Raw genomic sequence first — 15,531 nt, 5'->3', positions numbered from 1 at the left:
TGTAGTTTAAACATAATAACAATAGAGACAAGTATATGAAAATAGTCAAAGTTGATAGCAGTAATGCGCACGTTTTTGCCAACTTGTATCAAGGTTACGCTGCCGAGTTTTCTCGAATTATTGATGATAAACCCGATGAAAATGGCCTGTTTGAAATCTACCCTCAACTAGGTGACAACGTCACTGGTTATCTGCTTTATATTGACGGTGTTCCAGCGGCTTTGACCTCAATTGCTGAAAAAGCGCCACAGCAGTTCGATATTTGTGATTTCTATGTGGTGCCGTATTTCCGTAAGAATAAAGTTGGTAAACAGTTTATCTCGAAAATGTTCGATAACTTGCGAGGATCTTGGGAGATCAAACAGGTTAAAGGGGCTGATCATGCTGTGAAGTTTTGGCGCGATGTAGTGGGTGACTACGCGCTAGCTGGCTGTATTCAAGGAGAATGGAGCGAAGATCAGTATCAGGATGAGAAATGGGGTGTGGTGACCAGACAATACTTTACCGTTAAGTAGGTCATGGCTTACTTTTGGTTCATCGCGGATAAGCGGGAACTCAAAACAAAAACGGTAGTAAGTGATAGAGTTTTATCGCCAAACAAAACCTACACAAACTACCGTTTTCATGCCGAATCATACTTTCCTATCTTCGTTCTGGGAAGGCTTTCATGTAGCAAAGTCTCATCAGACAGAATCACTTATTACACTCACCCTTAAACCTAACTCTCTCGGTAGATGTCCCTGTGGACTTCACGCTCAAGCAATACATGAGTACCAATGGCGCAACGTGAAAGACGCAACACTGCTTGGAATATCTGTTGAGTTACTTGTTCAAACTCGACGAGTTAGGTGTAGTAAATGTGGCATTAAAACAGAGCTGTTATCTTGGTTAGAGCCTTATTCTCGCATCACTAATCGCTTACGAAGCTATATCGAACAACTACTGCCACTTTTTGCCCATTAAGCATATCGCACAAATCACTGGTGTTCATTGGCACACAATTAAAGAGATAGATAAGCGTCGACTTCAACAAGTGGTACCGCAAGTTAAATGGAGCGAATTAAGGCAACTCGTTATGGACGAGTTCGCCATTTTTAAGGGACATCGTTATGCCACTGTCATTGCTGATGCAAAGACTCATCAGGTTATCTGGATAGGTATAGGTCGTAGTCGTAAGGACATTCGACCGTTCTTCGAGCGGTTAGGCGAATATGGTAAAAATATCGAGGCGGTAGCAATGGATATGAATACTGCTTTTGACCTTGAAGTCCAAGAGCACTGCCCAAATGCACGTATCGTTTATGATTTGTTCCATGTTGTGGCTAAGTTCGGTCGTGAGGTCATAGATAGAGTCCGAGTCGATCAAGCCAATAAGCTAAAGCATGATAAAAAAGCGAGACAATGGGTCAAGCGTTCTCGTTGGGTATTATTGAAAAATAGAGATAATTTAAACACACAACAGGAGAGCTATCTCACTGAAATATTGAAGATAAATCAGGACTTGATGACTACCTATGTACTGGGAGCGCAATTAAAGGAACTCTGGCGTTGTGAGTCTGAACTTCAGGCAAAAAAACTTATGGAAGGTATGGTGGGAGCAAGTGAATGAGAGCGGGATAAAGCCATTAAAAGAGTTTGCTAGAAAGCTTCTTCCTTACCTTCATGGTATTACCGCTTCAGCCATTTATCCGTTGAATACGTGCACTCTTGAAGGGATAAACAACAAAATAAAGTTAATCAAGCGGATGGGTTATGGTTATCGAGATACCGATTATTTCTTCTTAAAGATAAAAGCGGCTTTCCCCGGAAAGCCGCGATGAACCTTACTTTTACTGTAGAAACACCAGTTATTAGGGCATCCCAGTTTATGGGATGCCCTAATTACTTCAGTGTGCTCAATTAAGCACTTTTCTGCATATTCTGCGTGCGGTACTGAACGATATCTTCAATCGTCAATACTGGCATATTGTGCGCTTTTGCAAATGTCACAATTTCAGGTGTTTTTGCCATTGTGCCGTCTGGGTTAGTCAGTTCACACAATAAGCCTGCAGGTTGTAACCCTGCTAGTGTTACCAAATCAATGGTGCCTTCAGTATGACCACGACGAGTTAAAACGCCGCCAGCACGAGCGCGCAGTGGGAATACATGACCCGGACGAGCGAGATCGCTTGGTTTGGCATTCGCAGCAACAGCCGTTTTTACTGTGGTCACGCGATCTTGCGCTGACACACCAGTTGTTACCCCTTCTTTTGCCTCAATGGATACCGTAAACGCCGTTTGGTTGGCGCTGTCGTTATTCTCTACCATTGGTGGTAGCTCAAGTTGGTTCGCGTGCTCTTCGGTTAAACATAGGCACACAATGCCGCTACATTCGCGAATCATCAGCGCCATTTGCGCAGCGGTTAGGTGTTCGGCTGAATAGATGATATCGCCTTCGTTTTCACGATCTTCATCGTCCAGCAGCATAACGCCTTGGCCGTTTTTAAGCGCTTCGATAGCGTTGGTTACACGTGTGATTGGGTCGCCAAATTCGGCAAGTAGTGATGTCTGATTCATGGTTAACTCCTATTCATTACCAGAATCAGGGCTCATTGGGAGGGATAGAACACAATGCAAAATGCACCAGCTCACGGCAGGCAAAATCTGCCTTTGATCTGGTGTGTTACTCATTCTCTCTCATCCGGACTATAACCGTCGGCTCTGGCATCTCACCAGATCTGCTGACCTCGACGAATCGAGCGCTCGCGGGCTCATCTAAAAAGATATACCGCCGGTAGGGACTTTCACCCTGCCCTGAGAATTTCAGTTTTAATTGTTTGCCCAACAAGTTAGGCGCCTAAAGGGTATTACAGAATGGGTTGTGATGGCAATTGAGAATTGAGAATTTGAGATGGTAGAGAAGAGAAGAGAAGAGAAGAGAAGAGAAGAGAAGAGAAGAGAGAACAAAGAAATCGAGAAGGCAGAATCGAGAAGGGGGAGAGCTAGGAAATGCAGCAGGATGAAGATAGGCAATGGTGATCTATGCGCTAGTGTGCCATGCTTCGTCTGTTATTGAGTGTCTGATTAAGAAGCAAAATTAATGAAAGCGTGGAAGAAGCCTCTACCTGGCTATGAATGGCTTATCCATCAAGTGTGGTACTTGGAAGTTGAGGAAGGCGAGGTGATCGAGCCTAAACCATACTTGATTCCGAATATGCGTGCGCACTTGTTGTTTACGCCTGAGACGCAGGCTTACAGCTATGACAATGGTGAGTTGATACTCTCGGGGTGGGGAAATCATTTGCTGACGGCGACCGATAAACTGCTATTGCTGGATGATCACCCTCCACTAAAACGTATCGGCATTACGTTTCGCCCTGAAGCGCTTTATTGTTTGAATCAAGAAGCTGTGCAACCCATCAATCAGTGCCAATGGTTTGATTGGCTAACATCGCTATTTGATAAACAGTTTCAGCGAGTACTTTGGCAATCTTCAGACGATGCGACGCAGTTACTCAATACGGTAAAGCAGCATTTTGACTCGCTCTCGATTTCTCCCAATCAAGATAAGGCATTTTTACTGGCACAGAGAGCAGTGACTTTGATTGAGCACCACATCGAATCGCCAGATAGGGTGGATGTGGCATGGTTGGCTAACGAATGCGCTTGTTCGCGTCGAACCCTTGAGCGTAGCTTTAAGCTTGTGGTGGGTTTAAGCGTGAAACAATATCTACAGATGATGCGTTTAGAGCTGATGGTTCTGTCCATTTATCAGCAACAAAGTGACATTGATTGGACAGAACTTTCCCAGCAATTTGGTTTTAGTGATCAATCTCATTTGATTCGTACTCTGAAACAGCAATTGGGCAAAACGCCCACGAAATACCTCAAGCAGCGGGATTTAACTATCGATATCTACGGTGATTTTGAATAGTCATTTGATGCTCAAAGTTGTCGCAAAAATCCAATTTGTAGTTGCAGCGCTTTGTTAGTATTCGTTGCAGAATAAGGCGCAATAAAACCAGCGCTAGGAAAGGTAACAATGACTAATCACAAGACAATCAATTTTTTAGAGCTTAAACAGGGACATGCAGTTGAGTTTTCTGAAGGCTTAACCATCGCCCAAATTAAGCCGTCAGACTTAGCCGATATCATCGAGATGTTAAACGATGACCGAGTAAACCCATATCTCTATTTTGCACCTGCGGACAATAGCTTATATGAAGGATATTTTAACCCTCTGATTGAAAGCACCCAACAAGCCATTGAAGCGGGAGAATGGGCAGAGTCACCAGTCTTTGTCATACGCGATCTTGCTGGAAAATATATGGGCATGACAGCGGTAACGGCAGTGATGTTTCTGGTAGGCAACTATGAAGTGGGTTATCAATTGCCTTATCACGCTTGGAGACAAGGCATTGCGACTCGTGCTTGCCAACTGATGACGGAAATTGGTTTTAACCAATTGGGTGCACATAAGATTTCAGCTGATTGTTACGCTGCCAATGTAGGATCATACAAGACGCTTGAGAAATGTGGCTTTAAACAAGAAGGTCGTCAGAAGGATTACTACAAAACGCAGCATGGGTTTGATGACAAGCTGTATTACGGAATGACTCAAGCAGAGTTTAGTCAAATTTAGACGCATACCGACGATCAATTGTCGTTTCGCAGTTCTAAGATTGAGTTAAAATACGAGCTCCTTGCTAATGTGCTAGGAGCTTTTTTATAACTATAAGAGATGAAACATGTCTAAGATTGAATTCGCTACTGGCGCACTGGATGCGCAAACCCATTTAGAACTGACGACAGGTCTTGAAGCACACAGCCAAAACTTATCAGCACCGACTTACGATAAACAACATTTCAATTGGACGGTGAAAAATGAGCAGGGCAAATTAGTCGCCGCGCTCACCGCTGACTTGCTTTGGGATTGGCTCTACATTAGTGAACTGTGGGTTGATGAAAGTTGTCGAGGCACAGGCATGGGCAGCCAATTGATGCAGCAAGCAGAACAGCATGCTATCGCGCACAACCTGTCTGGTTTATGGCTATGGACACAAAGCTGGCAAGCCCCGGTATTCTATAAACGCCTTGGCTTTGAAGAGTTCACGACTTTTGACAACTTCCCTGCAGGTCATAGCCGTATTGGTTTGAGAAAGACCTTAAAGTAAGCCTCGTTATGCCAAAGATGCGTGTGTTGGTTACTTGCGTGACTTGGTGTAATCGACGAAATGCACTTAAACCCCCTTGGTATTCCATGGGGGTTTTATTATTTCGCAAGGTTAGTTTTGAGGGCTTAGGCTAACAGTACGCACTTAGCTAACGCTTCTTTGACTACGCGTGAACGATCTTTGGTCAGCGGTTCCATCAACTGCGTGGCATCATCCGCTTGGCTTAAGATCTCTGGCAGTTGTGCACGTCTGCCTGCGTGCAGGTAGTTTAGCGTGCGTTTAAAGTCGCCATATTGCCCACGAGCATGGACTTGAATAAACTCGCCACAGGCTTCAAATTCAGCATGCTTGATGCAGAATAAAGTCATGTGCGCAGCATCGATCTCTAATTGCAGCATCCAGTTAAGTAAAAATAGCATGCCTTCTTCCGAGACGTCTTCTTCACGCTCTTGCTCCAAATAGCTATCGAAATCAATCTCACCCTCGGCAAATTGATGGATTAGCCAAGCTTTCTCGTGTTGTCGCTCGATGAATTTAAAACCGCGATAATCATGGTTAAATAACAGTTTAGCCAGTTTGTCACGCTGAGGCTTCTCCAGCATCCACAATAATTGCCCTAAGCTGTAAAGGCGGTATTCATCCAAGCTTGGACGCAAGTTTTCCGTTTCGATCTGCGCGCGATAAAGGGCGGAAATGGTCGGATAATCAATATTCCCAGCAAGGTAGGCTAAGGTTTGCTCCAGTAGATGCTCGATACGTTGCGGCGTTTGTTGTAGTTCATCAACGCGTGTTAGTACCGCTTGATGGTCAACGGCTTCATCAAGGATAACCAGCATGCCATTTGGCAGCCCGTTTTGATAAACCTCGAGTGGCACTTCTTTATCAGCCATCAGCACAACATATTTATCGCCTTGTTTTTGCACTAAGGTGCTCGCGAGCCAGCTCATACCATCCATATGGCAGCGCTTATCGTGTACGGTGTGCTCATTTACGATCACTTGTTTGCGCAGTTTAGCGGGTACTTTGTCTCCTTCACCCACATACAGGCAATTTGTGCCTAGCTCGTGACCGAGGGCAAACTCCCACGAAGTGGTGTTGCGCTGAATTACCAGTCGCAAGGCGCGCTCAAAGTCATGCTCAATATCTAACTTGATGTCTGGGTATTTTAGCGATGCGTGATGTAAGAAAGCCACACGGGTACTTTCATTAATAAACTTCAAACCTTCATGCAGCGCCTCGGCTTTTTTACGATCTAGACTGCCAAACATACTGGTTGAGGTATTGGTGATCTCGCTGTAGCGATCCAGCCAGTGGGAGTACTTTTCAATATCGCGAGTGCCACTCACTCGGCTCATCTCGTAGGCTTTGAGAATGCCGGAATCGATGCCCGCTTTTTCAAGTTGCTCGTGAATCTCAATATCATCCAACACGTTGTCGAATTCGATACCCCATGGACCATCAGAGTAGGCGCGTAATACGTTGCGTGCAACGCGGACAGGCGCTAGCGTTTTGATAAATTGCCATAGGCGATCCGCTTGTGCCCGCAGTGGCAGAGGCAGTTGTCTGAGCCAAAAGGCAATCAAGGTGAAGCGTTGGAAGTCTTCATCATGATCGTGTAAGAACTCATAGCCCGGTTGGTATTCGCTGAATTTACTGAGATAGAGATTGCCTCGGCAGCAATCATCACGATGCAGTTGCGGCTCTAACAGTGCTAGTAAGCTGGCTAGATCTTCGCTCGGATTTTCCGCGCAAAAGTAGTCGCGTACTCGGGCAATATCTTGCTCAGTGAGTCCTTTATGCTCAGGGCAGTGATAGTTCCCTTTGATAAAGGCTTCTTCTAGAATTTTATCGACCGCTTGTTGCCAAATATTCTGTTGATTTAAGTAGTTGAACAGCGCTTCGGTAACATCATCGCCAATGCGTTGATTAAAATCCGCATGCAGTTGATAACAGGCAAGCGCAATAAAGCCCATATGCGCTCGCGGGTAATGATCGGGATGACATAACTCTCGTGAGTTTCGCAGCACACTGTCGACCAACTGAAAATTCTTTTTATACAGAATTTCATCGTTATCGGTGAAGGAGTAGAAGATGGATTGCATTTCACGTGTTAGCGCACCATCTTGCTCATCGCCAGCCTCGGTTTTTGGCTCTGGCAATTGACTGTAGCGGCGATAGTAATCTTGGCGAGAAATGAGCGGCTCATCGTCATCAGTAAGCGACTCCATCATATACTCACTAAACTCGCGTTTGCCTAGTGCGCGATAGAAAACATCAATGACGCGCAAATACTGTGCGTATCGCGCTTTGAGAAGCGAGACTTCGCTGTCAGGGGTGATGGTGAGAGTGGTGATCAAGCCATTGGCGTGCTCAATTGTGGTCCCTTCACCAAAGTGATCCGTCAATAAATCCCCGCGCACAAGCTCAAGAATACTTTCGATCTCTTCAGCGATGCCTTGGTTGTTGTATTCCCATTTGCAAACATGATCATCGATATGATCCGCCATCTCAGATGCATGTTGATGGGCAAGAGGTAAAAGTTCGATCTCTTGCAATGATTCTAGCGCTTCTAACTCAGAGCCATCTTCGATGTAGCGCCATAAACGCTCACCTTGTGGCAGTGCAAGGATCAACGGTTTAAGTACTTCACTGCCATAGTTAAGATCAAAGCGGCGGTCGTCACGTTCAAGGTACGCTCGGTATTTGGCGCGTTTTTCCAATGCACGTTCAGCAGGCTTAACGAGGTCTCCAGAAACATGGCTTTCGATATAGCATTGCAGATCGTAGGCTTCATCTTCGAGGGTACTTGCCATAAATGGCTGCTGCATAAAGGCGTCGTCTTCTTGCTCATCATGGTCATGGCTACGGGCAAACAGAGTTTGATAGAGCCAGATAACCGGTTTGTAGCCGCTTAAATCGGCTTCGTCATCGTCGCTCTCGTCATAACTTACAAGTAGCACTGGCTCAGCTTTAAAGCGCTCCACCATCAACTGTTTGAAACTGGCGTATTGGCATGGGTTCTGTTGTAAGTATTCGCCGAGTGGCTGATAAGTGGTGTCGTTGCTGTATGGATCATCCATAAACATTGCCAAGCGAAAGCTAGGGTTATCACACCAAATAAAGGCTTTGATCACCTCTGGGTGCCAGCCATGTTCATTCAAAAACGCGGCGAGGTATTCTTCGTATTGCGTCGCGTGTTCATCGTCCCAGTAAGGCACAAAGAACTGACCGACTAAGTAGGCGTATTGCAGATCGGTTTTTGCCAGCATATACACCGCTTCAATGCCAAATACGCGCATGTCGTCGATCCACATATCGTCGGTATCATTAACGCGGCGCGCGTAAGCAACAATCGCTTTGGCGGTTTCGACTACGGTTGCTTTTAGCTCTGGGTACTGTAGGGCAGCGGCAAACAAAATCACTTCTGAGATATAGACTTCTCGCTGATCGGTAATTTCGTGGGCGTAATAATGGCTGCCACCTTCTTGCCCCATATGCAGGGCGGATTTAAGCAGTTCAAGGTTGTCGCCTGCATCGCTTGGCTGCAAGCGGCGCACACCTTGTGCGTCTTGCTGTTTGAACTCCACATCAAATTGATGTTGGTTAAAAGCCTCACCACTTTTTAATAGCGCTTGATACTGAATGAGTGCAGATTCAATTTGTTCAGGCTGGTGGATATCGAGGGTGATGATTTGGGTTTTATCAAACTGGTTCATGGACCGATACTGCATGATGAAATAACTGCAAATACAGTAATTTAAAATGTTAACGCCGAAAACACGCTTGTAGCAGAAAGCAGAGCTAACGCAGTTAACGGCAGAAAAAACTGCCTTAAGATCCCCATTTTGGTCGAGAAATCAGCAGAGTATTACTGCCATTGCTAAAGTGTTTACAAGGTATCCGCGCTCACAAGGAAGAGGACCATGGGTAAAAAACCGTTGCTGATATTAAGTTTGGCACTGTTGTCGAACCTAACATTTGCTGCTGATGTTGCTGACAGTGTCGCGCCTGAACTCACCAGTCAAATCAATGCAAAACAGAGCGTGACCGCCAAAGAATTTGTGGTTGCTGCGGCGCATCCGTTGGCGGTGGAGGCGGGTTATCAAGTGTTGAAAAGCGGTGGCAGTGCCGCAGATGCTTTAGTGACAGTGCAGACCGTATTAGGCTTGGTTGAGCCGCAATCTTCAGGCTTAGGTGGCGGCGCATTTCTGGTTTACTACAACGCTGAGAAGCAACATCTCACCACCTATGACGGTCGAGAAACTGCGCCGCTAGCCGCAAGACCGGAGCTGTTTCAGGATGAAAACGGCGAGCCACTTAAGTTCTTTGATGCGGTTGTCGGTGGGCGCTCTGTCGGTACGCCAGGTACGGTAAAGCTTCTTGCTGACATTCACCGCCAATACGGTCAGCTTCAATGGGCAAGTTTGCTGAAGCCCGCGATTGACCTTGCAAGAGATGGCTTTGAGGTCTCGGAACGTTTAGCAAGCTCGATTGCGCGTGATAACGAGCGATTAAGCCGCTATCCAGATACCAAGCGTTACTTTTTTACTGAATCCGGACAGCCTTTGCAGCAAGGTAGCCTGTTGAAAAATGCCGAGTATGCTCAGACGCTAGAATTACTGGCGAAAGAGGGCGAGCAAGCCTTCTATCGTGGCAAGATCGCGCAAGATATTGTCAGCAAAGTTCAAGGCATCACGGATAACCCCGGTTCGCTGGCTGTTGAGGACTTTGCTACTTACAAAGTTATCGAGCGAGAGCCAGTTTGTGCACCATATCGTCAGTATCAAGTATGTGGCATGGGACCACCAAGCTCTGGCGCATTAACTGTCGGACAGATCCTTGGCATCACCGCGCACTTTGATCTGAGCAAAATGGGCGCTGATGATCCACAATCTTGGCAGATCATTGGTGATGCCTCACGTTTAGCTTTTGCTGATCGTGGGCGCTATATCGCTGATACGGATTTTGTCCCAATGCCGCATGGCTTGCTTGATCCTGACTACTTGGCAGAGAGAGCTCGTTTGATTCAACAGGGTAAAGCTCTTGAGCAAGTAGAACCAGGCAATCCACCTTGGAACCAGCGAATTGCACAAGCTGATGACCAATCAATTGAGCTGCCAAGTACCACCCATATTGTAATTGTTGATAAGCAGGGCAACATTATCTCCATGACCAGCACGATTGAAAATGGCTTCGGTTCACGGGTGATGAGCAACGGTTTTCTGCTTAATAACGAACTGACTGACTTCTCGTTTGCTTCACACAAAAATGGTTACCCAATCGCCAATCGCGTTGAGCCGGGCAAGCGCCCACGTTCGTCAATGGCGCCAACCATTGTGATGAAAGAGGGCAAACCCTATATGGCACTGGGCTCGCCGGGCGGTTCTCGTATCATCGGGTATGTGGCACAAACGCTTATCGCCCACTTTGAGTGGGGCATGGACATCCAACAGGCGATCAATATGCCTCGTATGCTCAACCGTTTTGGCAGTTATGATTTGGAGCAAGGTACTGACGCGGAGAAGCTTAAACCGGCACTTGAGGAGATGGGCTACAAGGTCGATATTCGTGATTTGAATTCCGGTCTGCAAGGTGTGGTGTTTACCGAAGGTCAGATGATAGGTGGCGCTGATCCAAGGCGAGAAGGCATCGTGTTGGGTGATTGATTACGTTGATCTGAAAGCTAGGTTTGGGCATCAAGAACCGAATGGTTTGGATAAATGGATGAGGGAGCAGTGAGTCTTCCTCATTGTCTGACTTACAAATTAACATTTGTCTGATTTGGTGATTAATTGTTATGTTATAACATAACTAAAAATCATCAATGCTTTTACCCATGAACAAAATCAGACTGACATTAGTAGCGGTTGCGCTTAGTGCATTTGCAGTTGCAGCGCTTATTTCCGAGCAGCCGATTGAGCCAGAGCCTGCAGCACCAATTAAAGTCACCGCTTATCAACCTGTCACTAAAGCCGCGAATAGTTCCGCATCGGATCAACCAATACGGGTTCACTACTTTGTAAAAGTGGGCGATACCCTCAGTGGCATTTTTTCCGACTGGAATCTTCCCTATACAGATTTGCAGCAGATACTCTCAGTAGACCATGCGACCTTGCAACTTGATACCATTAAGCCGGGTGACTATTTAGAATTTTCACTCGATAAACAGACAAGACGACTCAATAGTCTGACTTACCATATTAGTTTGGTAGAGAAAGCCATTTATAGCCGGGAGCAAAATGGGGAGTTTGGTTACCAATTTACTGAGTCTCCCTCGACGTGGCGTGAGAACCTTTATTCGGGAAGTGTTGATGGCAGCTTTTCCTTATCTGCACATAAACTTGGGCTTTCTTCTAAGCAGATCGCGAACATAACTCGAGTATTGAAAGATAAGCTCAATTTCTCTCGCGCGTTAAGGGCAGGGGATCGCTTTGATGTATTAGTCAAAGAGCAATATCTTGGCGAACATGCGACTGGTAACAGTGAGATTCAAGCGATTTCATTTAAGCTAGCGCATGGAGAAGTAGCGGCTTTTCTTGCAGAGGACGGGCGGTTTTACGATCGCGAAGGTAATAGTTTGGAGCGTGCGTTTAACCGTTATCCAATTGACAAGCAGTATCGCCGAATTACCTCACCATTTAATCCCAAGCGTAAACACCCCGTCACAGGTAGGGTGACGCCACATAATGGTACAGATTTCGCCACCCCAGTTGGCGCTCCGATATATTCAATCGGCGATGGCAAAGTGATCGGGGTGAGAAATCATCCTTATGCGGGCAAATATTTGGTGATTGAGCACAACAGTGTCTACAAAACGCGTTATCTGCATCTGGATAAGTTTCTGGTTAAGAAAGGGCAATATGTTCAACGCGGTCAAAAAATTGCGCTGTCTGGGGCGACCGGTCGTTTAACTGGACCACATCTGCATTTTGAAGTGCTAGTGCGTAATCGCGCTGTTGACCCAATGAAAGCGGATCTGCCGCTTGCTTCATCAGTGTCTGACGCTGATAAGCCTGCTTTTATCGCGAGGGTTAAAGCCTTTGATCAACGGTTACTTGAGAATAGATCAGGTTAGATAGAGATAGAAAAACAGCAACTCATTGAGTTGCTGTTTTGTCTTAAGTGATTTGAAATTTGAAAGACTAGTGGATTAACTGGTTTAGTCGAAAATCATTTAGCCGAAGATCACTGTGTACAGGAAGCCTGCGCCAATCGCCATACTTAGAATAACCACTAGGAATGCCGCAATCATTTGGTTCTTGAAGATAGACTTAAGCAAGATAACTTCTGTCAAACTTGCACCCGCACTACCGATAATCAACGCCATTACTGAACCCAACGCCATGCCTTTTTGTACCAATGCTGCACTTAGTGGGATGACCGCTTCAGCACGAATGTACAAAGGAATACCAATTACAGCCGCTACAGGAATCGCATACCATTTACCTGCACCAGCGTATTCCGCGATTAGGTCAGTTGGAATAAAGCCGTAGATAAATGAGCCAATCGCAATACCTAACATTAGGTAAGGCAGTACTTGTTTAAAGTCTTTCCAAGTTGAAAGCCAAATACGCATCCAACGGCTTGGTTGTTTGGTTTCAACCATAGTTGCAGTCGCGGTACCGTCAGTTGAGCAACAAGATACTTTCACTTCAGGCTCTGGTTTTGAACTTGTGCAGCAGCTAGTCGGTGCAGGTACAGGCTCAGATTTAGTGCAACAAGACGTTGCCGCTTCTACTGCTGGTTTGCTATCGCCACAGCTTGATTTGCTAGAGCAGCTTGATGCATTCGCAGATTCGTAAGCTTCAGGTTTTACGTAACGCTCAAAGCCCAGTTTTTCTAACACATAACCCGCCACAACCGATACTGTCATTGCGATAGCAAAGTAGAACAACGCCACTTGCCAGCCAAACGTCACTACGAATAGACCAATAATTACTGGGTTAAGTAGTGGGCTTGCGAATAGAAACACCATCATCGGACCAAAACCAGCACGCGCACGTAGCAAGCCTTTTAGGAAAGGGATGGTTGAGCACGAGCAGAACGGTGTAATAGAACCTAATAGTGCCGCGATAAAGTAACCTTTACCGTTTCGCGAACTTAGGATCGATTGGATCTTTTCTGGGGTTAGAAATTCTTGCAACACACCTACGATGTAGCTGATTGCTAGGAATAGAATAATCAACTCTACCGCTAAAAACGCGAACATGTCTAGGGCGTCGCGTGCCATTGTCATCAATTCATTACTCATAGGAGCCTCAAATTCAGTTTAATTTCGAAGTTTCTCGAATTATAGAAATATCTCGGTAATGATCAAGTGTTATTTCGATAAAATTCGAAATAATTTTATTAGGGATAGCTAATAAACTTGTCTTTTTTAGGGTGATTGTTTTTAAAATCAGTTGGATAGTGGTTTTTTGGGTTCTGTTTGAGCTTGAGTATTGCTGTATGTCCCGTTTAGTCGATAGACTCAAACTTTGTCATTCCACGCGAAGGCGGGGAATCTAGCTTTTGTTTTTTGATTCGGTGACTTAGTTAGTGGGTATGTCCCGCTTAGTAGTGTGTTGCTCTCTTTCACTCTGCGACAAGCGGTCCAGTTACTCTTTGTCTTACCAAAGAGTAACCAGAAAGGCGCTTTAGTCTGCTGGTGTGGTCCGGTCGGTTTTAGGCGTTCCCGACGCCGAAAACCTAAAAATGCTGTCCTGCATTTTTACCTAGTTAAGTGCTGAACTGAAACATTGTCATTCTCGTGACCGCGGAATCTTGTTTTTGGATTCTGTCTGAGCTTGAGTATTGCTGTATGTCTCGATTAGTTGTCTATTACTCTTTGTCTTGCCAAAGAGTAACCAGAAAGGCGCTTTAGTTTGCTGGTGTTATCCGGTCGGTTTTAGGCGTTCCCGACGCCGAAAACCTAAAAATGCTGTCCTGCATTTTTACCTAGTTGAGTGCTGAACTGAAACATTGCAGTTGTCGTGAATGCGCGAATCTGGCTTCTTAGTTTTTTTGATGAGTCTTGGTTGTTCGATTGCTTGACAAGAACACCTCAAAGCAAGATAGTTAATCAAAAGTAACTACTTTTGATTGAGAATAAGTGAAGATGAGCAATTTAACGCAAGTCATTGATAGGTTTTACCATGATATGGCAATCAATGACCTGAGAATCATGAATGGTTCCTTAGAAAAATCCAAGTTGAGTTACCACAGCATCTTATATCTGGACATTATTATGGGCTATCCAGGAAAGTACACTGCTTCTGAAATCGCAGATTTACTGATGGTTGCTCGCCCAGCGGTAACACAAAAAATAAATGCTTTAGAGAAGCTCAATCTAATCAAGAAAGTTCAATGTAGTAGTGATAAAAGAAAACACTATTTACACCCAAACTTAGCAACATTCCCCGAAAAAGGACAATACAACCAAACTGATGATTGGGTGGAATCCAAACTTAAAGAGGCTTATTCACAAAAGGAACTTGATAAATTTTGTGAAATATTAGGGTTTGTTGGAAATCTGTATAAAGAAAAATAATTGAGGTTGATTGATCTATGGACATCACACAGCACAACAGTACCGCTTGGGACAAAGATGATGGGTTTGAAGAGTGGAAGCAACCTGTGTCATCTGACGTAATTAACGACGCAAGAAATGGGATTGCAGAAGTTCTTCTGACTAACTCCAAACCAGTACCTTCTGATTGGTATATGCCCATAAAAGGTAAAAAGCTGCTATGTCTCGCTTCTGGTGGGGGACAACAAGCACCGGTATTCGCTGCAATGGGAGCAAATGTCACAGTAACGGATATGAGTCTAGGTCAACTCAACAAAGATAGAATGGTCATGGAGAGAGAGAATCTCAGCATGGAAATAATTCAAAGAGATATGTGTGATCTTTCAATATTCGATGACGAATCATTCGATATTGTTTTTCATCCTATATCAAACTGTTTTATTGGAAACCCCAATCTTGTTTGGTCAGAGTGTTATCGAGTCTTAAAAAAGGGTGGTTTATTACTATCAGGATTTGTGAACCCATTACTGTATCTTTTTGACTTAAAAGGTATGGAGAAAGGTGAGTTGAAAATCACAAACACTATTCCGTATTCAGACATAGAGCAGCTATCCAAGGCTGAACTTGAAGAAAGAATTAGTAACAATGATACGCTCGAGTATGGTCATTCTCTTGAAACACAAATAGGCGGGCAAACAGCAGCAGGCTTTGCAATCATTGGCATGTATGAAGACATCAGCCATGACGATGTTCTAGATAAACACATAAAAAGTAGTATGGCGACCAAGGCAATCAAACTCGCCTAGTGGGTCAGAACTAGCTGTGAGTTAGTGTGTTGGTTTCTTTTGTTTTTTGTTTATTCGACGAGTT

The 15,531-nt window shown here is 44.9% G+C and carries 11 protein-coding genes, 1 pseudogene and 1 riboswitch; of the genes and pseudogenes, 9 read left to right on the top strand and 3 right to left on the bottom strand.

Annotation, left to right across the window (positions count from 1 at the left end):
- The first annotated feature begins 35 nt into the window (after nucleotides 1-35).
- The gene (locus GZN30_RS20845; RefSeq protein ID WP_075648047.1) at nucleotides 36-515 is read left to right on the top strand and encodes a hypothetical protein; all 480 of its coding nucleotides are present in this window, start codon (nucleotides 36-38) and stop codon (nucleotides 513-515) included.
- Nucleotides 516-624: 109 nt separating this feature from the next.
- A pseudogene (locus tag GZN30_RS20840) lies at nucleotides 625-1,820 on the top strand (ISL3 family transposase).
- 79 nt (nucleotides 1,821-1,899) lie between these two features.
- Here the strand turns inward: GZN30_RS20840 and ribB are convergent.
- A complete protein-coding gene (gene ribB, locus GZN30_RS20835) occupies nucleotides 1,900-2,556 on the bottom strand; it encodes a 3,4-dihydroxy-2-butanone-4-phosphate synthase (protein WP_075652715.1) in 657 nt (218 codons plus the stop codon).
- Between the two features lie 108 nt (nucleotides 2,557-2,664).
- Nucleotides 2,665-2,805, bottom strand: a riboswitch (FMN riboswitch).
- 274 nt (nucleotides 2,806-3,079) lie between these two features.
- Here ribB and GZN30_RS20830 point away from each other — a divergent pair.
- The 3 genes from GZN30_RS20830 to GZN30_RS20820 all read left to right on the top strand — a co-directional run bounded on the left by GZN30_RS20830 (nucleotide 3,080) and on the right by GZN30_RS20820 (nucleotide 5,153).
- Nucleotides 3,080-3,913, top strand: coding sequence for a helix-turn-helix domain-containing protein (locus GZN30_RS20830; RefSeq protein WP_075652716.1), 834 nt, complete (start codon nucleotides 3,080-3,082; stop codon nucleotides 3,911-3,913).
- A 108-nt stretch (nucleotides 3,914-4,021) separates the two neighbouring features.
- The gene (locus GZN30_RS20825; RefSeq protein WP_408646841.1) at nucleotides 4,022-4,621 is read left to right on the top strand and encodes a GNAT family N-acetyltransferase; all 600 of its coding nucleotides are present in this window, start codon (nucleotides 4,022-4,024) and stop codon (nucleotides 4,619-4,621) included.
- A gap of 106 nt (nucleotides 4,622-4,727) precedes the next feature.
- A complete protein-coding gene (locus GZN30_RS20820; RefSeq protein ID WP_075652717.1) occupies nucleotides 4,728-5,153 on the top strand; it encodes a GNAT family N-acetyltransferase in 426 nt (141 codons plus the stop codon).
- Nucleotides 5,154-5,278: 125 nt separating this feature from the next.
- Here GZN30_RS20820 and GZN30_RS20815 read toward each other — a convergent pair whose 3' ends face one another.
- Nucleotides 5,279-8,869: a hypothetical protein gene (locus GZN30_RS20815; protein WP_075652718.1), complete on the bottom strand. Its 3,591-nt coding sequence runs from the start codon at nucleotides 8,867-8,869 to the stop codon at nucleotides 5,279-5,281.
- A 207-nt stretch (nucleotides 8,870-9,076) separates the two neighbouring features.
- Here GZN30_RS20815 and ggt point away from each other — a divergent pair, with 207 nt between their 5' ends.
- The gene (gene ggt / locus GZN30_RS20810; RefSeq protein WP_075652719.1) at nucleotides 9,077-10,819 is read left to right on the top strand and encodes a gamma-glutamyltransferase; all 1,743 of its coding nucleotides are present in this window, start codon (nucleotides 9,077-9,079) and stop codon (nucleotides 10,817-10,819) included.
- Between the two features lie 170 nt (nucleotides 10,820-10,989).
- Nucleotides 10,990-12,228, top strand: coding sequence for a peptidoglycan DD-metalloendopeptidase family protein (locus GZN30_RS20805; RefSeq protein WP_075647776.1), 1,239 nt, complete (start codon nucleotides 10,990-10,992; stop codon nucleotides 12,226-12,228).
- A 99-nt stretch (nucleotides 12,229-12,327) separates the two neighbouring features.
- Here GZN30_RS20805 and GZN30_RS20800 read toward each other — a convergent pair whose 3' ends face one another.
- Entirely contained in the window at nucleotides 12,328-13,404 is a 1,077-nt protein-coding gene (locus GZN30_RS20800; protein WP_075647775.1) for a permease, read from the bottom strand.
- A gap of 846 nt (nucleotides 13,405-14,250) precedes the next feature.
- On the opposite strand from GZN30_RS20800, the gene GZN30_RS20795 reads away from it, so the two are divergent.
- Nucleotides 14,251-14,682, top strand: a complete 432-nt coding sequence (locus GZN30_RS20795; RefSeq protein ID WP_139312165.1) for a MarR family winged helix-turn-helix transcriptional regulator — start codon at nucleotides 14,251-14,253, stop codon at nucleotides 14,680-14,682.
- 17 nt (nucleotides 14,683-14,699) lie between these two features.
- Nucleotides 14,700-15,467 (top strand): class I SAM-dependent methyltransferase, encoded by a 768-nt coding sequence (locus tag GZN30_RS20790; RefSeq protein WP_161987131.1) that lies wholly within the window; start codon nucleotides 14,700-14,702, stop codon nucleotides 15,465-15,467.
- Nucleotides 15,468-15,531: the final 64 nt, after the last annotated feature.

The organism is Vibrio ponticus, from assembly GCF_009938225.1.
Taxonomy (GTDB): Bacteria; Pseudomonadota; Gammaproteobacteria; order Enterobacterales; family Vibrionaceae; genus Vibrio; species Vibrio ponticus.
Note: the sequence above shows the minus strand (reverse complement) of the source record. Positions and strands in the feature narration are given on the sequence as shown.